At 52.9% G+C, this 26,128-nt stretch carries 23 protein-coding genes and 1 pseudogene; 12 read left to right on the top strand and 12 right to left on the bottom strand.

Features of this window, described 5'->3' with window-relative positions; all coding sequences use genetic code 11:
- Positions 1 to 24 precede the first annotated feature (24 nt).
- Entirely contained in the window at positions 25 to 441 is a 417-nt protein-coding gene (locus tag ACYZT0_RS27965) for a DUF3010 family protein (protein WP_462043902.1), read from the top strand.
- A 115-nt stretch (positions 442 to 556) separates the two neighbouring features.
- On the opposite strand, the gene ACYZT0_RS27960 is transcribed toward ACYZT0_RS27965, so the two are convergent.
- From ACYZT0_RS27960 to ACYZT0_RS27920, 9 genes are all read right to left on the bottom strand, one after another.
- On the bottom strand, positions 557 to 922 hold the full coding sequence (locus ACYZT0_RS27960) for a helix-turn-helix domain-containing protein (protein WP_462032433.1): 366 nt from the start codon (positions 920 to 922) through the stop codon (positions 557 to 559).
- Between the two features lie 263 nt (positions 923 to 1,185).
- A complete protein-coding gene (locus ACYZT0_RS27955; RefSeq protein ID WP_462031130.1) occupies positions 1,186 to 2,535 on the bottom strand; it encodes a KamA family radical SAM protein in 1,350 nt (449 codons plus the stop codon).
- Positions 2,536 to 2,697: 162 nt separating this feature from the next.
- Positions 2,698 to 3,825, bottom strand: a complete 1,128-nt coding sequence (locus ACYZT0_RS27950; RefSeq protein ID WP_462043907.1) for a pyridoxal phosphate-dependent aminotransferase — start codon at positions 3,823 to 3,825, stop codon at positions 2,698 to 2,700.
- Positions 3,826 to 3,843: 18 nt separating this feature from the next.
- Entirely contained in the window at positions 3,844 to 4,932 is a 1,089-nt protein-coding gene (locus ACYZT0_RS27945) for an aspartyl/asparaginyl beta-hydroxylase domain-containing protein (RefSeq protein WP_462043906.1), read from the bottom strand.
- Positions 4,933 to 5,060: 128 nt separating this feature from the next.
- On the bottom strand, positions 5,061 to 6,401 hold the full coding sequence (locus ACYZT0_RS27940) for an MATE family efflux transporter (RefSeq protein ID WP_462046649.1): 1,341 nt from the start codon (positions 6,399 to 6,401) through the stop codon (positions 5,061 to 5,063).
- A 37-nt stretch (positions 6,402 to 6,438) separates the two neighbouring features.
- A complete protein-coding gene (locus ACYZT0_RS27935; RefSeq protein ID WP_462043905.1) occupies positions 6,439 to 7,278 on the bottom strand; it encodes a hypothetical protein in 840 nt (279 codons plus the stop codon).
- 75 nt (positions 7,279 to 7,353) lie between these two features.
- Positions 7,354 to 8,466: an arginine 2,3-aminomutase gene (gene blsG, locus ACYZT0_RS27930; RefSeq protein ID WP_051414796.1), complete on the bottom strand. Its 1,113-nt coding sequence runs from the start codon at positions 8,464 to 8,466 to the stop codon at positions 7,354 to 7,356.
- A 5-nt stretch (positions 8,467 to 8,471) separates the two neighbouring features.
- The gene (locus tag ACYZT0_RS27925) at positions 8,472 to 10,034 is read right to left on the bottom strand and encodes an asparagine synthetase B family protein (protein WP_462043904.1); all 1,563 of its coding nucleotides are present in this window, start codon (positions 10,032 to 10,034) and stop codon (positions 8,472 to 8,474) included.
- Entirely contained in the window at positions 10,035 to 11,438 is a 1,404-nt protein-coding gene (locus ACYZT0_RS27920; RefSeq protein WP_462043903.1) for an ATP-grasp domain-containing protein, read from the bottom strand.
- Between the two features lie 588 nt (positions 11,439 to 12,026).
- Between ACYZT0_RS27920 and ACYZT0_RS27915 the strand changes: the two are divergent.
- Positions 12,027 to 12,188, top strand: a pseudogene (locus tag ACYZT0_RS27915) (helix-turn-helix domain-containing protein); the annotation flags it as partial.
- 31 nt (positions 12,189 to 12,219) lie between these two features.
- The gene (locus tag ACYZT0_RS27910; RefSeq protein ID WP_462043902.1) at positions 12,220 to 12,636 is read left to right on the top strand and encodes a DUF3010 family protein; all 417 of its coding nucleotides are present in this window, start codon (positions 12,220 to 12,222) and stop codon (positions 12,634 to 12,636) included.
- A gap of 115 nt (positions 12,637 to 12,751) precedes the next feature.
- Here ACYZT0_RS27910 and ACYZT0_RS27905 read toward each other — a convergent pair whose 3' ends face one another.
- Positions 12,752 to 13,699, bottom strand: coding sequence for a GlxA family transcriptional regulator (locus ACYZT0_RS27905; protein WP_462043901.1), 948 nt, complete (start codon positions 13,697 to 13,699; stop codon positions 12,752 to 12,754).
- Positions 13,700 to 14,069: 370 nt separating this feature from the next.
- On the opposite strand from ACYZT0_RS27905, the gene choX reads away from it, so the two are divergent.
- From choX to ACYZT0_RS27875, 6 genes are all read left to right on the top strand, one after another.
- Positions 14,070 to 15,014, top strand: coding sequence for a choline ABC transporter substrate-binding protein (gene choX / locus ACYZT0_RS27900; RefSeq protein WP_462043900.1), 945 nt, complete (start codon positions 14,070 to 14,072; stop codon positions 15,012 to 15,014).
- 74 nt (positions 15,015 to 15,088) lie between these two features.
- Positions 15,089 to 15,976, top strand: a complete 888-nt coding sequence (locus ACYZT0_RS27895) for a beta-keto acid cleavage family enzyme (RefSeq protein WP_462043899.1) — start codon at positions 15,089 to 15,091, stop codon at positions 15,974 to 15,976.
- 139 nt (positions 15,977 to 16,115) lie between these two features.
- Positions 16,116 to 17,081 (top strand): L-carnitine dehydrogenase, encoded by a 966-nt coding sequence (locus ACYZT0_RS27890; RefSeq protein WP_462043898.1) that lies wholly within the window; start codon positions 16,116 to 16,118, stop codon positions 17,079 to 17,081.
- Between the two features lie 131 nt (positions 17,082 to 17,212).
- Positions 17,213 to 17,689: a thioesterase family protein gene (locus ACYZT0_RS27885; protein ID WP_462043897.1), complete on the top strand. Its 477-nt coding sequence runs from the start codon at positions 17,213 to 17,215 to the stop codon at positions 17,687 to 17,689.
- A 13-nt stretch (positions 17,690 to 17,702) separates the two neighbouring features.
- Positions 17,703 to 18,866 carry a gamma-butyrobetaine dioxygenase gene (locus tag ACYZT0_RS27880; RefSeq protein ID WP_462043896.1) on the top strand — a complete coding sequence of 388 codons (1,164 nt, stop codon included), beginning with the start codon at positions 17,703 to 17,705 and terminating at the stop codon, positions 18,864 to 18,866.
- A 258-nt stretch (positions 18,867 to 19,124) separates the two neighbouring features.
- Positions 19,125 to 19,388, top strand: coding sequence for a hypothetical protein (locus ACYZT0_RS27875; RefSeq protein ID WP_462043895.1), 264 nt, complete (start codon positions 19,125 to 19,127; stop codon positions 19,386 to 19,388).
- Positions 19,389 to 19,489: 101 nt separating this feature from the next.
- On the opposite strand, the gene gbdR is transcribed toward ACYZT0_RS27875, so the two are convergent.
- Both gbdR and ACYZT0_RS27865 read right to left on the bottom strand, forming a co-directional pair.
- Positions 19,490 to 20,593: a choline metabolism transcriptional regulator GbdR gene (gene gbdR / locus ACYZT0_RS27870; RefSeq protein WP_462043894.1), complete on the bottom strand. Its 1,104-nt coding sequence runs from the start codon at positions 20,591 to 20,593 to the stop codon at positions 19,490 to 19,492.
- 543 nt (positions 20,594 to 21,136) lie between these two features.
- Positions 21,137 to 22,513, bottom strand: a complete 1,377-nt coding sequence (locus ACYZT0_RS27865) for an L-serine ammonia-lyase (protein ID WP_462043893.1) — start codon at positions 22,511 to 22,513, stop codon at positions 21,137 to 21,139.
- Positions 22,514 to 22,948: 435 nt separating this feature from the next.
- Between ACYZT0_RS27865 and ACYZT0_RS27860 the strand changes: the two genes are divergently transcribed.
- The 3 genes from ACYZT0_RS27860 (at position 22,949) to choV (ending at position 25,983) form a co-directional block, all read left to right on the top strand.
- Positions 22,949 to 23,896, top strand: a complete 948-nt coding sequence (locus tag ACYZT0_RS27860; RefSeq protein ID WP_462043892.1) for a choline ABC transporter substrate-binding protein — start codon at positions 22,949 to 22,951, stop codon at positions 23,894 to 23,896.
- 66 nt (positions 23,897 to 23,962) lie between these two features.
- Positions 23,963 to 24,808, top strand: a complete 846-nt coding sequence (choW, locus tag ACYZT0_RS27855; protein WP_129440472.1) for a choline ABC transporter permease subunit — start codon at positions 23,963 to 23,965, stop codon at positions 24,806 to 24,808.
- Positions 24,805 to 25,983 carry a choline ABC transporter ATP-binding protein gene (gene choV, locus ACYZT0_RS27850; RefSeq protein WP_462043891.1) on the top strand — a complete coding sequence of 393 codons (1,179 nt, stop codon included), beginning with the start codon at positions 24,805 to 24,807 and terminating at the stop codon, positions 25,981 to 25,983. The genes choW and choV overlap by 4 nt, the downstream gene beginning before the upstream one ends.
- The last annotated feature ends 145 nt before the right edge of the window (positions 25,984 to 26,128 follow it).

Genomic DNA, 26,128 nt, shown 5'->3' with positions numbered 1-26,128 from the left:
GCCACTATCGGGAAAGGGATTCACATGAAAATCTGCGGCATCGAAATCAAAGGCAGCGAAGCGATCATCGCCGTGGCCTCCCTCGACGGTCAGGCCCTGAGCCACGTTACTCTAGCCACCAAGAAAATCGCTCTCGACGATAACGACGAAGCCGCGAACGTCAAAGTCTTTGCCGCTCAGGTGGCGTCGTTTGTGCGCGAGAACTCCATCGACCGGATCGCGATCAAGAAGCGCAGCAAGAAAGGTGAGTTCGCCGGTGGGCCGACCACGTTCAAGATCGAGGGTGTTTTCCAGTTGTTGGAAAATTGCGAGGTGACGCTGCTGTCGCCACAGACCATCAATGCGCAGTACAAGAAGTTCGGCTTTGAACTGCCGGGCACGCTGAACAAGTATCAGCATGAGGCTTACAAAGCGGCGTGCTCGGCGCTGATGAAAAAGTGAGTGCCACAAATTCTGTAGGAGCGTGGCTTGCCCGCGAAGAGGCCGGCACATTCAAAATTACTGTCGCCTGACACGCCGCCTTCGCGGGCAAGCCTCGCTCCTACAAGGGCCAGGTTCAGGCTTTTTGGCTTTGTCGGCGATCTTCCCGCGGACACCGCTCAAACCGCGCCCGATAGCTGCGGGTGAAATACGAAGGCGATTCAAACCCGCACGCAATACTCACTTCCAGCACGCTCATGTCCGTTTGCCGCAATAACTGCCGCGCTTTCTCCAGCCGTAAGCGCAGATAGATATTGGCTAAAAGCGGTGAAATAGGCGCACCTTGTGGTGTGCCCTGCTTCGCAGGAGTTCGCTTTCCGTTTTCAAGAACAACTGTACGCAGCCATCGGACTATAAACGCTAACACCCGTCGATCCGCGATTCGGTGTTGCAGAAAGCACATCATCCACTCGTGATCGATGGTGTCAAAGAACGCGCGAATAGTTGAGCGGGCTGCTCACATTGAAGTCGGTGGGGTGTGGAGCGCTTACTCAAAACCCAAGGCAGGAGCCGTATGCGGTAATTCCGCACGTACGGATCTGTGCGGGGGTGGCAGGTGGCTGCCATTCCTACCGCGACCAGTTGATCTCGCGTCCTGCGATTATGAAACGCGGATCCATGAAAACCGCGCACAGAGTATTGAGTGGGAGCACATTGTCCCAGGCTGGCAGTTTGATCATCAGCGGCAACGCTGGCAAAAACGGATTAAGAAACTTCCCTCTCGAAAAAGAACGCAGTCTCCCCAAAAGCCGGTTTTAGTTGATCGAACCACGTAGCATCGGGATCAAATCGTGCGAAGAATGGCCTCTGCACCCAATCCGGGTTTCGTGCTTGGATAAAACGTAAAACAAACACCTTTTCTCCTCGAATTTCAGCTACACCGCAGACCTCAACTTTCCCCGGATCTGCGCTCATCGAAGGTCCTCGGGCAGTCCTGGCAATACCTGAAACTTGTTTGACCGCGTCCCGGTAAATTTCCCACGCACATACAAGAGGGACTTCAAAATATCGGCGGGCCCCGGTATCACGCTCGATAAACATATAGTAAGGAATAATGCCTAGTTGAATTTGCGTCTGCCAGAGTCGCGCCCAGACGTCAGCAGAGTCATTGATATGAGCCAGCAACGGGCCCTGGCTACGTATTTGAGCGCCTGTTTGTCGAACACGAAGAATAGCCTCTCGAGCAATGGCAGGCTCAAGTTCCGCCCAATGATTATAATGAGCCATTAACGCTAAGTGTTTACCGCTGTTGATGATCTTCCTAAATAGATCAAGAAGTTCACCTGCGTCGCTGTCAGTCACAAACCGCTGAGGCCAGAAAGAAAGCGCCTTTGTACCAATTCGGATAGTGTGGATGTGCTCGAATTCAGGCGTCAAAAGAGGTTCTAGGTAAGCACGTAGATTGCTTGTCTTCATAACTAGCGGATCTCCGCCAGTAATTAAAACATCAGTCACTTTAGGGTTGGCCCGAAGGTAATCCAATAGCTGGGCGTTTTCCTTAGCAGCAATCTTGAGCGATTGGTCACCCGTGAATTGGGCCCAACGGAAACAAAAAGTACAGTAGCTATGGCAAATCTGACCAGCGCTTGGAAAAAACAGCACAGTCTCACGATATTTGTGCTGGACACCCGTTACTGTCACGCCAGACAGTGAAGGAATATTACGCTCCAGCTGTCCTGCTGGATGGGGATTGAGTCTAGCTCTAACCGCTTTTATCGCGACCTCACAGGATGAGCGGTCGGAATTCCTTAAAAATAAAGATGCTATTAGATCAAAAGACTCGTTATCCAGCATATCTTTCTGGGGAAAGGTAAGCTGGTATATAGGATCGTTGGGAATATTGCTCCAGTCGATCAATTCTTTGATAACATATTCATTGACTCGAAATGGAAGAACGCTTGCCACCACCTTCATCGCCCAAATAGTCTGGCTGTCTAATTTAGCAAGCTGAGGAATCTGGTCAATTTGATTCAAGGTATAAACCTTGAAACGTTCAACCTCGAATTTTTCTGTGAGGTTTTCAACACTTACCGCTATATTTTCAATAGTATGCATAATTAGTGACCAATAAAATTTTAGGGCAGAACATTGCTGGCTATAAAATATGGAGCTGTCTTGACCTAAAATAAATGTCGGGACCAACAATAATATCTGATGAAACCATGGAGCCTCCAAGCGACAACGGTTTCCACACTAGTAACACCTGTCGTATGAAAATCAGCGATGGTGGACAAGATCAATAATTCTCCCGCATGCTTCTTTAATTTCAGCTTCATTTACGGAAGCAATAGAGATGCGGATATGGTCCTTCATACCGTAAGAAGACCCTGGCGTGGTCGAAACGGATTTTACATTGAGGAGATCGTCTACAAATTGGGTATCCGAATTCCAAGTAGCACCCAATACTCGGGAAATGTCAGGAAATAGAAAGAAACCACCCTGCGGCCGTACAATGTCAAACGTAGTGCTTAATAATTGATGGCAGTAATAGGCTCGGTGTTGCAACTCATCAACACGTTTTTTAAGAATGCTCTTAGGCAACGCTATAGCTGCCAAGGCACCGTGCTGCGCAAATGTACACGCATTGTCCGTCATGACGCCCTGAAGCGTGGAGCATCGGTCGATGATTTTTCTATCCGCGAACATATAGCCTATTCTAAAACCAGACATAGAGAACAGTTTTGAGAACGTACGTGTAACCACCAGCAGGCTAGAGTCCACCATAAGATCCAGAGGGCTAACATATTCACCGCTACCGAAAATGATGCCTTCGTAGGCTTCATCGGAAATGAGTAGAAAGCCATACTCTTGAGATAACGCCACCAAGACTAGAATATCTTGTCGACTGAGAATCAAGCCAGTGGGGTTGTGAGGTGAGTTAATAATCAACGCCTTGGTTTTGAGAGTCACCAACTTGCGAATTTCAACTATGTCGAGACCCTTATTTCCCATTTCGTAATCGACGGCAATACCCCCGTTAAGTTCTATGTAAGATCTATAGGCGGGCCAGCATGGATTCGGAATCAGAACCTCGTCCGCGTTGGATAATATGCATTTCATCAACATGAACAAAGCTTGACTTGAACCATTAGAAACTAAAATTTCGGCCGGGTCGCACAACTTACTATGTTGTTGAAAGCATCTCTCGATCAACGCGTTTTTTAAAACATCTATGCCAGTAAGATTACAATAGCCAGTGTGCCCATTTATTAAGGCGTCAATCGTCGCGCGAGAAACTTCCTGCGGGACTTCAAGGTTGAGCTCACCGTCGTGCATCTGAATTAAGTCACGTATTTTAGGACTTTCACTCAAGACCTTCGATAACTGCTGGCTCGGGTTTGACATGATTTTCACCAACTGTAATTATTTTAAGTGTCGCAGCATCTGCCGCGAGTAAACTTCAGTGAAAAAAGCTTTCGCCGACGGGCTCAGGTCCCCGGGCCAGAAATCAAACATCAGATTTACACGAGTACATTCACTATGGTTCCAAGACTCATGCTGAAAAGTCGTGTCAATGATTGCTATTTCACCCGTTCTCCAACTAACGATCTCTTCCCCGATTCTCAGTCCAGATAATCCATCGTCAGCGCAAAGGATAGGAAGATGTAACGTCAGCATAGGATAAACATAATCCAAATGCGGCTCGATGTGACCGCCCGGTTCTAGGCTTGAAAGCACAACCTCTCTGATAGTAGCGCCTGGCACAACATCCTCGACAAAGCGAATCGTATTTGGAACAAGGTCAGTGTATACAGCAATTTTTTGACCTCCTTTATAAAGTGGAACTGATTTCCACAAAGGATCGCCATGAAAGGGATATTTTTCCTGGGTGTTCTTGTGTTTTTCATAGAGCTGGATTAGTTCCTGCGTCATCTCGGCAAGAAGCGTATCAATGCCTGAGAGGAAGCAGAAATCGTCTTTAGACCAAAGAGGCTTTCTGAGTCCGAATGACGACTTAAACCCGTTGATATTTATATTCGTAGCATAAGGTATAGGCATGACAGGCTTAAGCAAACCGTTGGATAGGCGGCTAGAGCGTGATAACTTTCTTCCATGAAATTCCGACTCAATTAGATCGAGGATACACTCGCGAGTTTTATCATCAATATCGCCAAGCTCATCTAATGCCTCGTACCATAATGTGAGCACAGGTTCCCGCCACTTTAGAGCAGACCTGCAGGTAATCACAACCGTCGCATATAACCAGATTAGGAGGCAAAGTAGTAATAACTGGCTTGATAGTAAAAGTCCAAATCCGACTAATTCAGTTCTGCTGTAGAGTCCCGCCACCAACGTAAAAATGGAGAGCGGAACGAGCCAACAGGTGTAGCTACTAAAACGTCGCACGGTGGAATAAGGTACGACGATATTGAGCATATCAAATTGGGAGCGAATAATCGGCCAAGCGCTGATGGAATAGAGAAGAAAAAATAACAAGCAGTAGTAAGACACTGAATATATCGACAAAAAACCCTTCGGTACTGCCAGAATAAGCAATATAGATAGTAATACTAAGTAAGCTATCACGAATATACTGTGTTTCAGTATGTAATTTATACCTCGAATGCCGTATAGATTTCTCATGCCGCAACCTGCGCCGGAGCCTTGTATCGGATCCATCTAAATAGAAGTAGAGAGAACAGCGCTATAAGTCCAAGCCCTACGCCACACCATACACCCGCCGCTCCTAGGTCAGTATAAAATGCCAAGAAGAGAGCGAGCGGTAGTCCCACTAGCCAAAAACAAATAATCGAAAGCAACATCGGAAAGACGGTCTGTTTCAAGCCCCTAAATATACCGAGCAGTACCATTTGACTTCCATCAAAGAAATGGAAAATTCCTAAAATGCAGACAAAAAGGCTAGATAGCTTGATAAGCTCGTCATCTCCACCTTCACCGCGAGCAACAAATAGCTGAACAATATCATGGGGAAAAATAATCAGGATAGAAGATATTACAGTGAGTACTATCCATCCGAGCCATAAAGCACTCCATCCGGCGTCACTCGTCCGCCGCGAATACACACCCAAAGGAGAGCAGAGGCTTATTCTCGTAGTAGAAGCTTGAGAAATGCCATTAGGTATTGTAAATACGACTTGAAGAACTTGCATTGCGATACCATGAGCAGCCAACGCAACGATTCCAAACTTACCCACTATGATTGTGAGGATGAAGAAAAATAGAGTGTCATTTGCCTGCGTTAAAGAGACCGGAATACCGTTTCTTAAAATAGGCAGCATCAACCACCCTCTCACTACTGTCAATTTTATACAGTGCTGCCGCTCCCCGAACTGCGGATTCATTAAGCCTAATATGACCAGCAATATACAAAGCAAAATGTTTGTTAGCGTCGTGGCGATACCTGCACCGAACAAACCCAAGGGGGGTATCCACAAAAAGCCAAATATTAGAATCAGGTTAGCAACGAAGTTAAAGATCGCTGCTATAATAATTGCGATAACTGTATATCGCGCTGATCCCATTATTGATAAAACATTTCTGAGGTGTACAAATAAAATCGCTGGGCCGATGCTCCACATCAGGCTATTCATGTATCTCTGAGCTTCGAGAGACAAAAGCGGATCCTGGCCAAAAAAAACTAATATTTCTTTCGTAAAATAGAGCATTGCTAAGCATATTAAAAACGCAGCTACTATGAGCTGAATGCAGCTGGTCGATACAGATGCATATTGTTCTTCTTTTGCCTTAGATCCCAATGCATCAGTAATAAACGGGATGGTAGAGATGAGTAGCCCGGAAAATAATAAAAACAGAAGATAGTAGAGGCCCTGTGCCAAAGTCGACGCAGCTAACGCCTCGGTACTAATCCATCCAGCCATTATTACGTCCGTAGTCGCAATAATCACATGCGCGATATTGCCAGATACAAAGGCTAGCGAGAGCCGGGAACTCTCGCGCATCTCGGATGTATATCTACGGGAAAGCCTCGCGGCACGGTTATATATCAGTGATGATGTCAAGACTGTACTCCCGGTCTAGGTGCTTAGACACATCCTTGGAAATCTGTACTCTTTTCAGCCATCGATCCGTTCCATCGTACTTTGGCGTAAATTTTGGCCTGCCATGAGCGCACTTATAGTTGTTGATAAACAAAACCTGTGCTTCGTTCATTGATAAGTCAAAGGTTGCTGACTCAACCAGCTTGATAAAATCCTTAAAATCTAGTTCTTCGTAGTGAGACATTTTGCTGTAGTCAACGTAGACAGGATCATAAATGAAGCTGTAGCCCTCGGTAGGTGCTTCTTGCAACACCGCCGTCTCTAGAGCTGTTGGCTTATATTCGATCGTAGAAGGTCGGTCGGAAAGAATGGTATAACGGCTCTCAGTTAACCTGTGCTTGAGTGTTGCATCAACAGCTGAAAAATCTGGGCAAGACAGCAAGTTGGGGACTTTATCGTCGTTTCTTACGCATAAAAAACCTAGTACATCTGCCCTATAAGGTAAAGCGGGGTCTTCAGTATGCAGTTCTAAATGCACAGAACCACTTCCCAACTGCTTATTTCTATCTTGGAAGATTGGGAATATTTCTTGAACAAGCTTACCGTTCTGCAGGTCGCTATAACCGAAGACATCACCAACATGCCTTGAAAGCTGAAGAAATAAATCATCGTAGTTTGAATGGCAGTCGTCTCTCCAATGTTTCGGCGTCGGTCGCTGTTGATTGGCTTTAGGAAGGTCTAATATTGTGACGTCAGATGAAAAATTAAAGTCCTCTTTAAATTGAGCGACAATAGATTCCGGGCTTAACATTGAGTAGTCTAATTTAGTAAATATCATATCTGTACCGAAGAAATGGTAAATTATTTAGTTTCAAAGCCACCAGGTAGTGACCCACTCGCGAGTCAGTTGACCTCAAGGGATTTCAAGCGTTTTATGATCATAGCCAAGCACAAAATTCTTAGAGCCAAGTTTATAGAAGTACTGGTTATTCAAAGGGATCTTCCCAAGTTTAGTGGTGTAAACATACTGTGGGACGCTGAAACCAGTTTCATAACCGTGCAGCTGCTCCATAATCTCAAGGCCCTTTTCTATCGACGTCCTAAAGTGCGACACGCCTTGAACATTGTCCGCGTGGTATAGGTAATAAGGCCTTACCCTGCCTTTCACCAGCATCCGGTTCAACGTTCTAAGTGTTTCGACGTCGTCGTTCACACCACGCAACAGCACTGTCTGGTTTTGCACCGGTATACCGTGGGAAAGAAGTTTATCTATCGCGCTTAAGGCCTCAGGAGTCACTTCCACGGGATGATTGAAATGGGTGCTAAACCAGATTGATTTGAATTCGGACAACATCTTACAAAAATCATCTGTTATCCGCTGCGGAAGAAAAACCGGGTACCGTGAGCCAATGCGTACAAAATCTACGTGGGGGATCGCATTGAGCCTAGAGATAATGCTATGCAAAAGCTTATCGGAAAGAATTAGCGGGTCGCCTCCAGTAAGTAATACGTCGCTGATGTTTTTGTTGTTTGCAATGTACTCTATGTCTTGATCATATGAGTCGGGAAGCTCTTTGTTGTAATAACTGCCTGACTTATCAGTTGTGTGAAACTTTCTAGTGCAGTGTCTGCAATAAACTGGGCAAGTATCCGACACTAGGAATATGACTCGGTTTGGATACTTATGTACGACGCGTCTGGTTTTCATATAAACCATATCACCCACAGGGTCTACATCCTCCTGCTGATTACTCTCATCAACTTCTTTTGGGTGGGGTATGCTTTGCAGCCGAATCGGACAATTCTCATTGGTCTCGTCCATCAGTGATGCATAATATGGAGTAATCATCCACTTATACTGGCTCTCTGTTTGCTCAATGCCCTTCAATTCTGTATCACTGAGAGTTACCCAGGCTTCCAGCTGAGCCTTGGTGCGAATTGCATTCTTCATTTGAAATTTGTGGTCGCCCCATTGGTCGGAAGACAGTAAATCCTGTTTACTCAAAGTGTCCTTTGCAATAATCATTTTTATTATCCTTCGCTGGTAGGGGAACTGACGAGGTTTTTATCAATGTCTTTAGTTGTCGAGGTCGTCCATCCGCCGCTATGATAGTCGAGACCTTGTACCTTATATCGATTGTCTGGAAGCTCAAAGCCGAACTCTTGGAATATCAAAGCAGCATTATTAATTGCATTATCTTCTAATGGAAAAGGCTTGCTATCCAGGCTCTCACTTATTGATTGAAGTACGTCAAAGATCAGTCCGCCTATACCTGACCCTTCAGACATCCTCATTTTTGGTCGCCAGGTGATATAGTCTGGTAATTCGAGGGAAAAAGCGTCCCTCAGTAGAACTTTTGTAAAATCATCTCTTACATGGAACTCCATCGGTGCCGATATTATAAAATCGAAAAGATCTTTGTCGAGAAACGGTACACGGCATTCCACTGTATTGAACATGCTCATTCTATCCACACGCTGTAGATCAGTTCGATACAAGTTCTTAACTTTATGTAGCTGAAGCGCACGACGGTCACTTGCCCCTTGAAAAAAGTCGTAACCAGCGAATAGCTCATCACTTCCATCTCCAGATAGAGCTATACGAATCCCGTCTTCTTTCATTCGGGAGAAAGCAGAATGTATAGTTAATGCATCAGTTATATCTACGGGTTCAAATTGTTCAGATACATATATGCTGGTTCTAATAGACTGCATCAGATCTACACGATCAACATCAGAAATAACTATCTTAATGTCAAGTTCTTTGCATAATCTCTGCGCGAATACTACGTCAACTGAGCCAGTCACTCCGACCGTGTAGGCGGTGACGTTCTTATGGTATAGGTTAGCAAGATAAAGAATTATTGCGCTATCTAGCCCGCCAGAGAAAACTACGCCTATCGGAAGATCAGTATTGACTTGACGCTTTACCGAGAGGTGCAGTAGCTCATTGCATTTATTTACCGTAGACTTGTAATCTAGTCGCGGCCCTATGCTTTCGCTAATTAAATAATATGCGTTCTGTCGACCGTCCACCCAATAATGTCCAGGGAGGATTTCTTGTGTCTTGTTGGTCAACCCAATTAGTGCTTTCAGTTCCGATGCGAAATAGAGGACAGTTCCTTCTTGAGTCAAGTATAGAGGCTTTACGCCCAGCCGATCCCTCGCAGCGAAAACAGTGTTGTCTCCCGGTGAGTAGATAATAAACGCGAATATACCATTGAGTCGGGTCAGACAAGATTCCCCCCAGTGAGCATATGCCCTAAGAACTAGCTCGGTATCTGAACAGCCTAAAAACTTTACTCCGTGTGATAATAAAATTAATCGCAACTCATTCAAGTTGTAAATTTCACCATTAAATATAATTGCGCGACCAGAAATGTTATCTATGAACGGCTGATTGTTGTCTTCTCTCTCCACGATAGGCAAGCGATTGGTACCAATAGCAGCATGAGAAAATATAAAACGCTCTCCAAAGCTTTCAGCAGCGCCTCTATGGGAGATTCTCCCCAACATTTTTAATAAAGTAGCCTCAAAGTCGCGCTTTTCATTAGAGCGGGCAGAAGTCTCAAATATTGCAGCTATCCCGCACATCTAGCACTGCTCCAGTATTTTGTCTTCGCGATATTCAGATGTTTCGACTTTAATGTTTCTCTCATACTCTTTATGGACGTGAAGTATCTCGTCTATAGACGTTGCCCTCACCCACATTTTTGCGATATAAGCTTCTTCGTTCTCTACATCGAAGAATCCATCTTTGTGGCCGTTAGTAGTAGGCAGTACCTGCGATAAAATCTCACACGCAGAATCAATTTCTGGAAGCTTTATAGCTTTGATGTAGCCTGAGCGAGTTGGATAGAATAGAAGCATCGCGTAGACGGCGTCCTCCGGCAATATCGGAAGGTCATCCGCCAAATGGTGCCCTATGGTTACTGGCTTATTTGTTATGAAATTGACGTTTAAGGCATACGCATCACATGAGCACAGATCCTTAAGTGCTTCGTCCACGAAGAACCCGCCCAGCCTCGGGTTTACCTCAATCACTTGGGGGCCGTTTTTGGATAATTTGAACTCGACGTGTAAAAATCCGTTCTTTACCTTCAGTGCTTTTATAGAATTGCTAATAGTTGATACGATCACCGATATCTGGTCGTTAGAAAAGCTTTGCGGTGGTGTAACTATGACCTTTTCTAAAACCGTACTGGAGGTGCTGCTTGTTATCATCTTTTCAAATATCAACATCGGGTGAATGCTCCCGTCGACAACCAAGCATTCTAAAGAACCTTCAGGCCCCTCAATGAATTCTTCAATTAACACGGAAACGCCCGGCGTATATAGCACAGGGCCTGCTTCTGGAGAACTAAGCCATTTTTCAGCTCCCGAGAAAGAATAGGCTCCAGGCACGTCAGGAAATCTTTGTATGAAGTGATTATATGCTTTTTCAAGACTCTTTCGGTCATCACATATCGAGACAAACGCCGAGCCGCCCCCGTATACCGGCTTCATCACTACGGGAAATATAAGATCATTTATAGTTTCGAAATCTCCATTGAAGAGTCTGAAATTTACCGACCTAACACCCTTTATATTGCTAAGTTGCGAACGCATTAAGTACTTATTGTTACAATTCTCTAGCGGCTCGGCGCTGTAATATTTAAGCCCGCATTGCCTAGCGATATCTTCAACTACATGGTTAGCGTCCCCACGCGGTGTGACATGCGCTGGGTAGCAAAACAGTCCTTTCACACTATATGTTCGGCTTAAACGTTCTACTGCGCAGAGTACTTCGCCAGTTTCAATACTATCTACCAAGACAACTTCATCACTTTCATCGCTAGCCTCCCTAATATTTTTGCTATCTTTTGCGATTATTGTTAAGCATCTGATACCTTCTTTTGGTGCGGCTTGAAAGTGCAATTTTCTATACAAATATAGTGAGGTTGATAGATAGTCGTTATCTATGAAAATTAATATTTCCGGCTTCATATATAGGTCCATGATCATTTTCGTGGTTGTAAAATGAGATAGCGGGCATTGTATGCACTGTTTGTCACACACGCATGATCAGTGGAGATCTTTTGGGAATAGCATAACTTTCTGCGCACCACGTAATTGTTGGCCGTTATCCTATGTAAATTCCCACGACGAAGTTGCACGCTGAATCCTCCTGCCATTACGAGGCTGGCTGCCCGCAGTTGCCACACGGTAGATAGCTGTGGGCGGATGAGCGTTGGCGTAAGCCTGTTGTTGCTCAATAATCCTCAAGACGTCTTTGTTCGCACCTTCAAGTTACTGCGAGAAAAGGTAATCTTCTTGGCTGCGAAGAAAATCAGGGGAGGCTTCATTGGTGTACAAAGGGGAGAGGGGAGCATTCATTTACAGACTCCTTAACTGTGAAGGGGTGTCCATGAATGATGCGGCACAAACTAAGTAATTCGTACCGCCGAATTCACAGTCACAGGAAGGAAAAGGAAACTTCGCAGTAATGGACACTAAAAATCCTACAGAAATTTCTGCTCGATAAGGCGCAAGACAATTTCAATCAAGCTTTCACAGTCCGTTGATCTTCCCTCGGACAGCGCTCCATGGCGCAAGCACTTGAACCTTACCCAGGATGAAGTTGCCAAACGCATGGGCATCTCTCAACCGGCCTTCGCCCAGCAGGAGACTGTCGCCAAGCCGCGCAAGGCGACCCGTGAAAAAATCGCCGCGGCTTTTGGCATCAACGCCGATCAACTTGAGCTGTAAGCTGCATGCCACTATCGGGAAAGGGATTCACATGAAAATCTGCGGCATCGAAATCAAAGGCAGCGAAGCGATCATCGCCGTGGCCTCCCTCGACGGTCAGGCCCTGAGCCACGTTACTCTAGCCACCAAGAAAATCGCTCTCGACGATAACGACGAAGCCGCGAACGTCAAAGTCTTTGCCGCTCAGGTGGCGTCGTTTGTGCGCGAGAACTCCATCGACCGGATCGCGATCAAGAAGCGCAGCAAGAAAGGTGAGTTCGCCGGTGGGCCGACCACGTTCAAGATCGAGGGTGTTTTCCAGTTGTTGGAAAATTGCGAGGTGACGCTGCTGTCGCCACAGACCATCAATGCGCAGTACAAGAAGTTCGGCTTTGAACTGCCGGGCACGCTGAACAAGTATCAGCATGAGGCTTACAAAGCGGCGTGCTCGGCGCTGATGAAAAAGTGAGTGCCACAAATTCTGTAGGAGCGTGGCTTGCCCGCGAAGAGGCCGGCACATTCAAAATTACTGTCGCCTGACACGCCGCCTTCGCGGGCAAGCCTCGCTCCTACAAGGGCCAGGTTCAGGCTTTTTGGCTTTGTCGGCGATCTTCCCGCGGACACCGTTCAAACCGCGCCCGATAGCTGCGGGTGAAATACGACGGTGATTCAAACCCGCACGCAATACTCACTTCCAGCACGCTCATGTCCGTTTGCCGCAATAACTGCCGCGCTTTCTCCAGCCGTAAGCGCAGGTAGAAATTGCTTGGCGTGTCGTTCAGGTGCAGGCGAAACAGGCGTTCGAGCTGCCGCCGCGTCACCTTGATCGATTCGGCTAACGCCAATGTGCTCAGCGGCGGTTCGCTGTGCTGTTCCATCTCCCCGATCACATGCACCAGTTTCTTGTTGCTGATGCCGTAGCGGCTGGCGACTTCCATGCGCTGGTGGTCTTTGCGGGGGCGGATACGGCCGAGCACGAATTGTTCGCTGACCTGGATCGCCAATTCCGGGCCGTGGGCCTGGCTGATGAGGTCGAGCATCAGGTCGATGGACGCGGTGCCGCCGGCGGAGGTAATGCGCCGGCGGTCGATCTCGAACAGCTCCTGAGTAACGCTGAGCTGTGGATAATATTCTTTGAAGGCGTCGATGGCTTCCCAGTGCAGGGTCAGGCGATGGCCCTCGAGCAGGCCGGCCTCGGCGAGGACGAAGCTCCCGGTGTCGATGGCGCCGAGGGTTACGCCTTCGTTGTCCAGGCGGCGCAGCCAGTGTTCCAGCGCGGGCGTGGCGAATTTCAGGGGTTCGAAACCGGCGACCACCAATAAGGTCGCACCTTTTTTCAGCGGTTCCAGCGCCGCGTCGGCGTTGACCGACATGCCGTTGCTCGCCAGAACTGCCCCGCCGTCAGAGCTCAGCACGTGCCAACGATACAGCTCGCCGCGAAAGCGATTGGCGACCCGCAGCGGCTCGATGGCCGAGATAAAACCGATGGCCGAGAAACCCGGCATCAACATGAAGTAGAAATCCTGGGACATGGAGCGCACTCGATTGGCAGGTAGCGAGAGGGCGGGGAGCGTGTGGACGTTGATACGCCACTTGCCGACGGCATTCAAGAGGACAGGTCGCTGCAGTGCAAGAGCTGGTCGCCGCAGTGCGCTTTAGCGGGCCTTAAGCTGCGTAACTTGGCATCACCGGCGCACGGCGCATCCGGTCTTACGGATAGCTGCTCAATTTTTGCGGCGTCTGTTGTCCTCAAACTGCGTTGCCGCTCCTCGTCATAGCCAGCTATGACTCGTCGCGGCGCCTTGCCTGAGGACAACAGCCAATCGCCAAAATATGAGCGCTATCCGCAAGACCGGATGCAGACGCCCGGACCCACAATAACGACCTGCCGAGGAACCCGACATGAAACGACTGATCAGCAGCTGTGTTCTTGCACTCAGCGGTACCGCTTTCTTGAGCGCCAGCGTCATGGCGGCCGAACCTGCTTCATGCCAGAACGTGCGCATGGGCGTCGTGAACTGGACCGACGTCATCGCCACCAGCGCCATGACCCAAGTCCTGCTCGATGGCCTCGGCTACAACACCAAACAAACCAGCGCTTCCCAGCAAATCATCTTCGCCGGGATCCGTGACCAGCGCCTGGACCTGTTCCTGGGCTACTGGAACCCGCTGATGACCCAGACCATCACCCCGTTCGTCGATGGCAAGCAGGTCAAAGTGCTTGAAGCACCGAGCCTTAAAGACGCCCGCGCCACCCTCGCCGTACCGACGTATCTCGCCGACAAGGGCCTGAAAACCTTCGCCGACATCGCCAAGTTTGAAAAGGAACTGGGCGGCAAGATTTACGGCATCGAGCCAGGTTCAGGCGCCAACACCCAGATCAAAGCGATGATCGCCAAGAATCAGTTTGGCCTCGGCAAGTTCCAGCTGGTCGAGTCCAGCGAGGCCGGCATGCTCGCGGCGGTGGATCGCGCCGTGCGCCGCAAAGAGGCCGTGGTGTTCTTCGGCTGGGCGCCGCACCCGATGAACGTCAACGTGAAGATGACGTACCTCACCGGCAGCGAAGACGCCCTGGGCCCGGACGAAGGCATGGCCACGGTCTGGACCGTCACCGCACCGAAATACGCCGAACAATGCCCGAACATCGGTCGTTTGCTGAGCAACCTGACGTACACCGCCGAAGACGAGAGCCGGATGATGCAGCCGCTGCTGGATCACAAGGACGCCTTCGAATCGGCCAAGCAATGGCTGAAAGATCACCCGCAAGACAAGCAACGCTGGCTCGAAGGCGTGACCACCTTCGATGGCAAACCGGCGGCTGAAAACCTGCAACTGACGACTAAATAAACCCGATTGAACCACCGACTCGCAGCCCGACCGGGCTGCGAACGGAATCATCACGCCTGCAAGGAACCCGCCTCATGAACCATGACGTCATCATCACCTGCGCACTCACCGGTGCTGGCGACACGACCGCCAAGAGCCCACACGTGCCGGTCACCCCGAAACAAATCGCCGCGGCCGCCGTGGAAGCCGCCAAGGCTGGCGCCACCGTGGTCCACTGCCACGTGCGCAACCCTGAAACCGGCAAATTCAGCCGTGACGTGGCGCTGTACCGCGAAGTGATGGAGCGCATCCGCGAAGCCGACGTCGACATCATCGTCAACCTCACCGCCGGCATGGGCGGCGACCTGGAAATCGGCGCTGGCGAGCACCCGATGGAGTTCGGCCCGAACACCGACCTGGTCGGCCCGCTGACCCGCCTGGCCCACGTTGAAGAACTGCTGCCGGAAATCTGCACCCTCGATTGCGGCACCCTGAACTTCGGCGACGGCGACACCATTTACGTGTCCACCCCGGCCCAGCTACGCGCTGGCGCCAAACGCATTCAAGAGTTGGGCGTGAAGGCCGAGCTGGAAATTTTCGACACCGGTCACCTGTGGTTCGCCAAGCAGATGATCAAGGAAGGGTTGCTCGACGACCCGCTGTTCCAGCTCTGCCTGGGGATCCCGTGGGGCGCGCCGGCCGACACCACCACCATGAAAGCCATGGTCGACAACCTGCCTGCCAATGCGGTGTGGGCCGGCTTCGGCATCGGTCGCATGCAAATGCCGATGGCGGCGCAAGCCGTGCTGCTCGGCGGCAATGTGCGGGTCGGTCTGGAAGACAACATCTGGTTGGACAAAGGCGTACTGGCGACCAACGGCCAACTGGTCGAACGCGCCTCGGAGATCCTCAGCCGCCTCGGCGCCCGCGTCCTGACCCCGGCTGAAGGGCGGGCAAAAATGGGCCTGACCAAGCGCGGTTAACACGAACACCCATCAACTGTAGGAGCGAAGCTTGCTCGCGAAGACGGCTTTCCTGCCGCAAGAAATCTGCCGGATGTACCGGCCTCTTCGCGAGCAAGCTTCGCTCCTACAGGGTCACCAAACTCTTTAGGAAGTCGCCATGAGCTTTATCACCGAAATCAAAACCTTCGCCGCCCTGGGCAGCGGTGTCATCGGCAGCGGTTGGGTGTCCCGCGCCCTCGCCCACGGCCTCGACGTGGTGGCCTGGGACCCGGCACCCGGCGCCGAAGCAGCCCTGCGCAAACGCGTCGCCAATGCCTGGGGTGCGCTGGAGAAACAAGGCCTGGCGCCGGGCGCATCGCAGGACCGGTTGCGCTTTGTCGCCACCATTGAAGAGTGTGTTGGCGACGCGGATTTCATTCAGGAAAGCGCCCCTGAGCGTCTTGACCTGAAACTGGAACTGCACGCCAAAATCAGCGCGGCGGCCAAGCCGAATGCACTGATCGGCTCCAGTACTTCGGGCCTGTTGCCGAGCGAGTTCTACGAGAGTTCGACGCACCCGGAACGCTGCGTTGTCGGCCACCCGTTCAACCCGGTTTATCTGCTGCCGCTGGTGGAAGTGGTTGGCGGCAAAAACACCGCTCCCGAAGCCGTTCAAGCGGCAATGAGAGTGTATGAATCCTTGGGCATGCGTCCGCTGCATGTGCGCAAGGAAGTACCCGGTTTTATTGCCGACCGCTTGCTCGAAGCGCTCTGGCGTGAGGCGCTGCACCTGGTTAACGACGGTGTAGCGACCACCGGTGAGATCGACGATGCCATTCGTTTTGGTGCGGGCCTGCGCTGGTCGTTCATGGGCACGTTCTTAACCTACACCCTGGCGGGTGGCGATGCAGGAATGCGGCACTTCATGGCGCAATTCGGGCCAGCGTTGCAGTTGCCGTGGACGTATCTGCCGGCGCCGGAATTGACCGACAAGTTGATCGATGATGTGGTGGACGGCACCACTGATCAGTTGGGCACGCACAGCATTTCGGCGCTGGAGCGCTATCGTGATGATTGTTTGCTGGCGGTGCTGGAGGCGGTGAAAAACACCAAGGAAAAGCATGGGATGGCCTTCAGCGAGTAGTCCACGCTGATCGTTCCCACGCTCTGCGTGGGAATGCAGCCCGGGACGCTCCGCGTCCCAAGAGCGGACGCAGAGCGTCCATTGAGGCATTCCCACGCGGAGCGTGGGAACGATCATGTCCGGAGAGAAAAATGCCCACCCTAACCACCTACCAAACCAAAATCATCCCCGACTGGGTCGACTACAACGGCCACCTGCGCGATGCCTTCTACCTGCTGATTTTCAGCTACGCCACCGACGCACTGATGGATCGCCTGGGAATGGACAGCAACAACCGCGAAGCCAGCGGCAGCTCGCTGTTCACCCTCGAACTGCACCTCAACTATCTGCACGAAGTGAAGCTCGACGCCGACGTCGAAGTGCACACCCGGATCATCGGCCACGACAGCAAACGTCTGCACCTCTATCACAGCCTGCATCTCGTGGGCGACGACAAGGAGCTGGCGGGCAACGAGCAAATGCTGCTGCACGTCGACCTCGCCGGCCCTAGATCCACACCCTTCAGCGAAGAAACCTTGGGCAAGCTGCAAGCCATCGTCGCCGAGCAAGCCGACCTGCCCGCCCCCGCCTACATTGGCCGAGTGATCGCGTTACCGCCGAAAAAATGACAAGGAGATCGCCATGAACAACGCCGCAGCTTTTGCCGACTTCCGTACCTATCCGTTGATCAGCGCATTGACCGCCGTACAAACACTGGCGGACCGAGTTCAAGTGAAGTGGGCCGATGACCGTGTCAGCCCGTTTCATCATCAGTGGTTGCGGGACAACTGTCCGTGCCCGCTGTGCGTCTACACCGTGACCCGCGAGCAAGTGCTGGAAATCGTCGACGTCGTCGAAAACCTGTTGCCCTCGCACATCAGCATTGATGCCGAAGGCTGCCTGCGTGTGGATTGGCAGGACGGCCATCTCAGCCGATTCGATCCTGGCTGGTTACGGGCCCACGCCTACGATGATGAGTCCCGCGCCGAACGCCGGAGCGCCAAGCCCAAAAGCCAGCTCTGGAACAACAACCTGAAGCTGCCGGTGTTCGATTACCAGGCGTTGATGAGCGACAACGATGCCCTGTTGCAATGGCTGCTGGCCGTGCGCGATATCGGTCTGACCCAGGTCCGCGATGTGCCCACGGAGCCAGGCTCGTTGAAGCTGATCGCCCAGCGGATTTCCATCATCCGCGAGAGCAATTTTGGCGTGCTGTTCAACGTGCAATCCAAGGTCGATGCCGACAGCAATGCCTACACCGCTTTCAACCTGCCGCTGCATAGCGATTTGCCGACCCGGGAGTTGCAACCGGGACTGCAGTTTCTGCATTGCCTGGTCAATGAAGCCGACGGTGGGGAGAGTATTTTCGTCGACGGTTTTGCCATTGCCGAAGCCTTGCGCCAGGAAGATCCCGAGGCGTTTAAAAGCCTTTGCGAAATCCCTGTGGAGTTCCGTAATAAAGACCGCCACAGCGACTACCGTTGTCTCGCGCCAATCATCGCTCTGGATGCCTTCGGGCAGGTTTCGGAAGTCCGCATGGCGAACTTTCTGCGCGGCCCGTTTGATGCGTCGGTCGAGCAGATGCCCACTCTCTATCATGCTTACCGCCGCTTCATTGCGATGACCCGCGAAACGCGATTCCGGGTGATGACGCGGCTAAATCCCGGTGAAATGTGGTGTTTCGACAACCGTCGCACCCTCCACGCCCGCAACGCCTTCGACCCCACCACCGGCGCCCGGCATTTCCAGGGTTGCTATGTTGACCGGGATGAGTTGTTGTCGCGCATCCTCGTCCTGCAGCGTTAAACCCCACAAAAAAAAGCCCCGATCAAGCCGTGACAGGATCGGGGCAGAGGTGGGTACTGTTGAGGAGCTGTTGCGCGAGGGTGACCAAACCTTCGTGAAGCCAGCTGACCCCAGTGTGCCCACTCCCATCCGCAGCAAGTTAGCCGAAAACGACCTGTTCATAGGTATTGCGGCCATTGCGACAAATCGTCCTTGCCGCCACACCGTGCCCCCATGAGAATCGAGCCACGACACCGTTCCCTGAAGAAGGATTGCGTCATGATGCACGCCGATTTGATAGACCAGGAAGACCTGTTAGGCCAGCTGAAATCGTTGGGTTTTCAAGTACCAAGCGGCGCCACTGCCGAGCAGGCTTGCGAGTGTGCGGTACGAGGCTTGAACGATGAACGGGCAATGACGCTGCGGACCATGGTCAAGCAGATGTACACCAGCAGCGCGACCATCCTGCCGGCCGTGCGCCAGGCCATTGATAAGCAACTGCTGCCGGCATTGGCGCAGTATCAGCAAAGTCGTAGCGCCTGATAGATCCAATCGCGAGCAAGCTCGCTCCCACAGGGATATGCGATCCCATGTGGGAGCGACGGTGCGGCGATCCGACTTGCTTGCGATGAGGGCGCCGCGGTCTAGAGCCTTACACTGGCGAACGTCGACTCATTGCGCGCCTGACTCAACGCCGACAACGGCCCGGACAACGGCGCCAGCACCAACGCTTGTGGCAGCGGCATCATCGCCACTTGTTGCGTGGTGTTGGAACCTACACGTTCGTCACGTGGCGGAATGCCGAAATATTCGCGGTAGCACTTGGAGAAGTGTGGTGTGGAAACGAAACCACACACCGACGCCACTTCAATGATCGACATCGGCGTTTGCTTGAGCAGTTGCCGAGCACGGATCAAGCGCAGTTTCAGGTAATAACGCGACGGCGAGCAGTGCAGGTATTTCTGGAACAGCCGCTCCAGCTGACGACGCGACACGGCGACGTAGACCGCCAGCTCGTCGAGGTCGATCGGCTCTTCCAGGTTGGCCTCCATCAGCGCGACGATTTCCTGCAACTTCGGCTGGTTGGTGCCGAGCATGTGCTTGAGCGGCACACGCTGATGATCCTGCTCGTTGCGGATGCGCTCGTAGACGAACATTTCCGAGATCGCGGCCGACAGTTCTCGACCGTGATCGCGGCTGATCAGGTGCAGCATCATGTCCAGCGGCGCGGTGCCGCCAGAACTGGTGAAACGGTTACGGTCGAGGGTGAACAGACGCGTACTCATGGCCACTCGCGGGAACGCTTCCTGCATCGAGGCCAGGCATTCCCAGTGCACGCTGCAATCGAAACCATCCAGCAGGCCGGCGCACGCCAGGGCCCAGCTGCCGGTGCAGACCGCACCGAGACGGCGCGACTGACGCGCCTGGCTTTGCAGCCACGAAACGTGTTCCCGGGTAACAGTGCGCTGGATGCCGATACCGCCGCAGACAATGATGGTGTCCATGGCAGGTGCTTTGTGCATGGAGCAGTCGGGGGTGATCTGCAGACCGTCACTGGCCCAGACCTGACCACCGTCGACTGTGATCGTGGTCCAGCGATACAGCTCACGACCGGACAATTGGTTGGCCATGCGCAGGGGTTCTACTGCGGAGGCCAGAGAAATAAGCGTGAAATTGTCCAGCAGCAAAAAGCCGATGGATTGAGGCGCACGGTTCTGGGGTTGGGCCCCGGAGTTGAACGTCGTCATCGCGGTATCTCCTCACACAAAGCGGGTGATGGCCTCAGGCGGAGGCTCTTGTTATTGCCATCGTTCTCGCGTGGGAGACGGGCTTTGTAATGACAGAGCAAATGCCATGCCTAAAGTTGAATGGCCGTTCAATAACTCCTGAAAACGACGTCGGGATGTGTCTATATAAGCCGCGCGCTGAAGGGGGGATATAAGTGCCATTATCGGCAGCAGGCGCTCGGCCTCGTTGGGCGTGAGCAAATCGGTAGCACTTGTGGGAACAGGGCTACGGCGACCTGATGGAGAGTGTCACCACAAGCACAGGTGACAGGCGGTAATGGCCAACTTGGATCCTGACCTGGGTGAAGTCGCTTATCTGTAAGCGACGCGCCAAAACGTGGCGCGTTTCGATTCGGGTGTTCACTTAGTGCGCAGTTTTGATTGGTCAGACGCCTTCGCGGGCAAGCCTCGCTCCTACAAGGGCGAGGCTTGCCAATATTTCGTGATCGACTTCAATTCTGTAGGAGCGAGGCTTGCCCGCGAAGCAGGCGCCTCGGTTCTGAATCAACACTCAACCGCGCTAACCGCCAACCCACCGCGCGATGTCTCTTTATATTTGTCATGCATATCAGCGCCGGTATCACGCATCGTGCGGATCACCCGATCCAGCGAGATAAAGTGCTGACCATCGCCACGCAGCGCCATCTGCGCCGCGTTGATCGCTTTCACCGCGGCAATCGCGTTGCGCTCGATGCACGGCACTTGCACCAGCCCGCCCACCGGGTCGCAGGTCAGACCGAGGTTGTGTTCCAGACCAATTTCCGCCGCGTTGCACAGCTGCTCCGGGGTGGCGCCGAGGATCTCCGCCAACCCGGCCGCCGCCATGGCGCAGGCAGAACCGACTTCGCCCTGGCAACCGACTTCGGCACCGGAAATCGAAGCGTTCTTCTTGCACAGAATCCCTACCGCCGCCGCACTGAGGAAATAGTCGACCACGTTGGCGTCGGTCACCACCTCACTGAACTTCATAAAGTAGTGCAACACCGCCGGAATGATCCCCGCCGCGCCATTGGTCGGCGCCGTGACCATGCGCCCTCCAGCGGCGTTTTCTTCGTTGACCGCCAGGGCGAACAGGTTGACCCACTCCATGGCGCTCAACGTTGAGCCGATTACGTTAGGTTTCCCCAGCTCTTGCAGGCTGCGATGCAACTTGGCCGCACGACGACGCACATTAAGTCCGCCGGGCAGGATGCCTTCGTGCTTGAGGCCTTGTTCGACGCAATCCTGCATGGCGCGCCAGAGTGTCATCAGGCCGGCACGGATTTCCTCTTCGCTGCGCCAGACCTTCTCGTTGGCCATCATCAATTCGGCGACGCGCAAGTTGTGTTTCTGGCACAAGCTGAGCAGTTCGACGGCGCTGGAGAAATCGTACGGCAACACCGTGCGATCCAGATCCACTACGCCGCTGGAGGCTTGTGCTTCATCGACGACAAAACCGCCGCCGATTGAATAGTAGGTGTCGCGATGCAGCTCACCGTCATCGCCTTCAGCGATCAGGGTCATGGCGTTGGGATGGAACGGCAGGTTTTCGTCGATCAGGCGCATGTCCCGGGCCCAGATGAACGGGACCGACAAGCGACCGTCGAGCAACAGCGTGTGAGTTTCGCGCAGGGTTTCGATGCGGATGCCGATTTGCGACGGATCGATCGCGTCCGGCCACTCGCCCATCAGGCCCATGATCACCGCGTTGTCGCTGCCGTGACCGATGCCGGTGGCCGACAACGAACCATAAAGCTGAACTTCGACGCGACGCACTTGTTCCAAAAGACCCTGCTCACGCAAACCTTGCACGAACAACGCGGCGGCCCGCATAGGTCCCACGGTGTGCGAACTGGAAGGGCCAATGCCGATTTTGAACAGGTCGAAAACACTGATAGCCATTACTGCCAAACTCCTGGATGTCCCAACTCCAGACGCAAAAGCGCCCAGTGACGGAGCTGCTACGCTGAAGCTGCAATCCGCCGAGATGGCCGCATCATCAGGCTTTTGCCATGTCGTTCGACGTCTCACACCGACGCACTCATGCTCACTAACGCCGCGGGCCTTTGACGCTGCGTTTTCGCCGTTTTTTTGCGGATCAGAGGGGCAAAGAGGGCTGAAAAAAGCTGTAAACGACGTCACCGACACTGGATGCGACCATCCCTGTACTGGTTACGACGCCCCCTGTAGGCGTCAGATTTTCACTGGTACATGATCGTATCGACTCGATTGCAAGGCGCCGTGGTAGAGCTGTCTCCAAAACGCCATCCAACCGCAACCTATAAGTGCGGTGGTCCAGTCGGAACACTGCCAAAAAAAACACCAAGGAGTCCATCCATGAAAGGTTCCCCGTCGTTGTTGTTGGCCGCCATGCTGAGTCTGCCGTTTCTGGCTCAAGCCGCCGAACCGGCTCAATGCAGCACCGTAAACTTCTCCGATGTCGGCTGGACTGACATTACCGTCACCACCGCCACCACCAGCGTCGTCCTCGATGCCCTCGGCTACAAGACCAAAACCACGATGATTTCCGTACCGGTGACCTACAAGTCCCTGGCCGACGGCAAGAACATGGACGTATTCCTGGGTAACTGGATGCCGACCATGGAAAACGACATCAAGGCCTACCGCGATGCCGGCACCGTGGACACCCTGCGCGCCAACCTGGAAAACGCAAAATACACACTTGCCGTCCCGGAAGAGTTGTATAACAAAGGTCTGAAAGATTTCGCCGACATCGCCAAGTTCAAGAAAGAACTCGACGGCAAGATCTACGGCATTGAACCAGGCAACGACGGCAACCGCCTGATCCAGAGCATGATCGACAAGAACGCCTTCGGCTTGAAAGACGCCGGCTTCAAGGTGGTCGAGTCCAGCGAGGCAGGCATGCTCTCGCAAGTCGATCGCGCCCAGCGCCGCAACACCGCCGTGGTGTTCCTGGGCTGGGAACCACACCCGATGAACACGCGTTTCAAGATGAAGTACCTGACCGGCGGCGACGAGTATTTCGGCCCGAACTTCGGCCAGGCAACCATCTACACCAACACCCGCAAGGGCTATGCACAGGAATGCAGCAACGTGGGTCAGCTGCTGAAAAACCTGCAGTTCACTCTAAACATGGAAAGCTCCCTGATGGGCAACGTCCTGGACGACAAAATGAAGCCTGATGCGGCCGCCAAGGCCTGGCTGAAAAAGAATCCACAGGTCCTCGATACCTGGCTCGCTGGCGTGACCACCATTGACGGTAAACCAGGCCTGGAGGCCGTGAAAGCCAAGCTCGCGCAGTAATCGCTTACGCCGGGGAAGCTAGCTTCCCCGGGCTGTTTATTTCCTTGCATGCGGACGTTCACTACCATGCTGATTGATCAGAAAATACCTTTAGGCCAGTACATCGCGGGCTTCGTTGAATGGTTGACGCAACACGGCGCCAGCACCTTCGACGCAATCGCCGTGTCACTGGAAACGATGATCCACGGCGTGACTTTTGCGCTGACCTGGTTCAACCCGCTGGCATTGATCGGCCTCATCGCGCTACTGGCACACTTTATTCAACGGAAATGGGGCCTGACCGTTTTTGTCATCGCCTCCTTCCTGCTGATCCTCAATCTGGGGTACTGGCAGGAAACCATGGAAACCCTCGCCCAGGTGTTGTTCGCCACCCTGGTCTGCGTGGTCATCGGCGTGCCGCTGGGCATCGTCGCCGCGCACAAACCGATGTTCTACACACTGATGCGTCCGGTGCTCGATCTGATGCAGACCGTGCCGACCTTCGTGTACCTCATTCCTACCCTGACCCTCTTCGGTCTGGGTGTGGTCCCGGGCCTGATTTCTACGGTGGTGTTCGCGATTGCCGCACCTATCCGCCTGACTTACCTGGGTATTCGCGATGTTCCGCAGGAACTGATGGACGCCGGCAAAGCCTTCGGCTGCTCGCGCCGTCAACTGCTTTCACGGATTGAACTGCCCCACGCCATGCCAAGCATCGCGGCCGGTATCACCCAGTGCATCATGCTGTCGCTGTCGATGGTGGTGATCGCGGCACTGGTGGGCGCCGACGGCCTGGGCAAACCCGTGGTCAACGCACTGAACACTGCTGATATCGCCCTGGGCTTCGAAGCGGGCCTGGCGATCGTACTGCTGGCGATCATGCTCGACCGTATCTGCAAACAACCCGAAGCCAAAGTAGGGGGTGACGCATGAGCATTATTCGCTTCGAAGACGTCGACGTAATCTTCTCCAAAGACCCGCGCGAGGCCTTGAAACTCCTCGATCAGGGCATGACCCGCGACCAGATCCTGAAAAAGACCGGGCAGATTGTCGGCGTCGAAAAGGCCAGCCTGGATGTCGAAAAGGGTGAAATCTGCGTACTGATGGGCCTGTCCGGCTCCGGCAAGTCCAGCTTGCTGCGCTGCATCAACGGCCTCAACACCGTCAGCCGCGGCAAATTGTTCGTCGAGCACGAAGGCAAGCAGATCGACATCGCTTCCTGCACCCCGGCGGAACTGAAAATGATGCGCACCAAGCGCATTGCGATGGTGTTCCAGAAGTTCGCCCTGATGCCTTGGCTGACCGTTCGCGAGAACATCAGCTTCGGTCTGGAAATGCAGGGTCGACCTGAGAAGGAACGGAAAAAACTGGTCGATGAAAAACTTGAGCTGGTGGGCCTGACCCAGTGGCGCAACAAGAAGCCCGACGAGCTCTCCGGTGGTATGCAGCAACGTGTGGGCCTTGCCCGCGCGCTGGCGATGGACGCCGACATTCTGCTGATGGACGAACCGTTCTCGGCCCTCGACCCGCTGATCCGTCAGGGCCTGCAAGACGAACTGCTGGAGTTGCAAAGCAAGCTGAACAAAACCATCGTGTTCGTGAGCCACGACCTCGATGAAGCACTGAAGCTGGGCAGCCGTATCGCGATCATGAAGGACGGTCGGATCGTCCAGTACAGCAAGCCGGAAGAGATCGTCCTCAACCCTGCGGACGACTACGTGCGGACCTTCGTCGCCCATACCAACCCGCTGAACGTGTTGTGCGGTCGCAGCCTGATGCGCACCCTGGACAACTGCAAACGCATCAACGGTTCGGTATGCCTCGATCCGGGCGGCGACTCCTGGCTGGACCTGGCCGAAGGCAACACCATCAAAGGCGCACGCCAGAACGGCGCGAGCCTGGACCTGCAGAACTGGATTCCCGGGCAAGCGGTTGAAGGCTTGGGTCGTCGACCAACGCTGGTGGATTCGAACATCGGCATGCGTGACGCGCTGCAGATTCGATATCAGACGGGTAATAAACTTGTGCTGCACCACAACAACGAGGTTGTCGGGATTCTGGGTGACAGCGAGCTGTACCACGCGTTGCTTGGCAAGAATCTGGGGTAAGGCAGCAGACACAAAAACGCCGCGAGAGGATCGCGGCGTTTTTGTTTACGGGGTAGATGTTGATTGCCCCATCTGGCCCCTTCGCGGGCAAGCCTCGCTCCTACAAGTTTTGTCGGTCACATAATTGTGATTCGACTCAAAACAT

This window comes from Pseudomonas sp. ZS1P83 (assembly GCF_054897825.1).
This window is presented reverse-complemented; position numbering and strand designations above follow the sequence as displayed.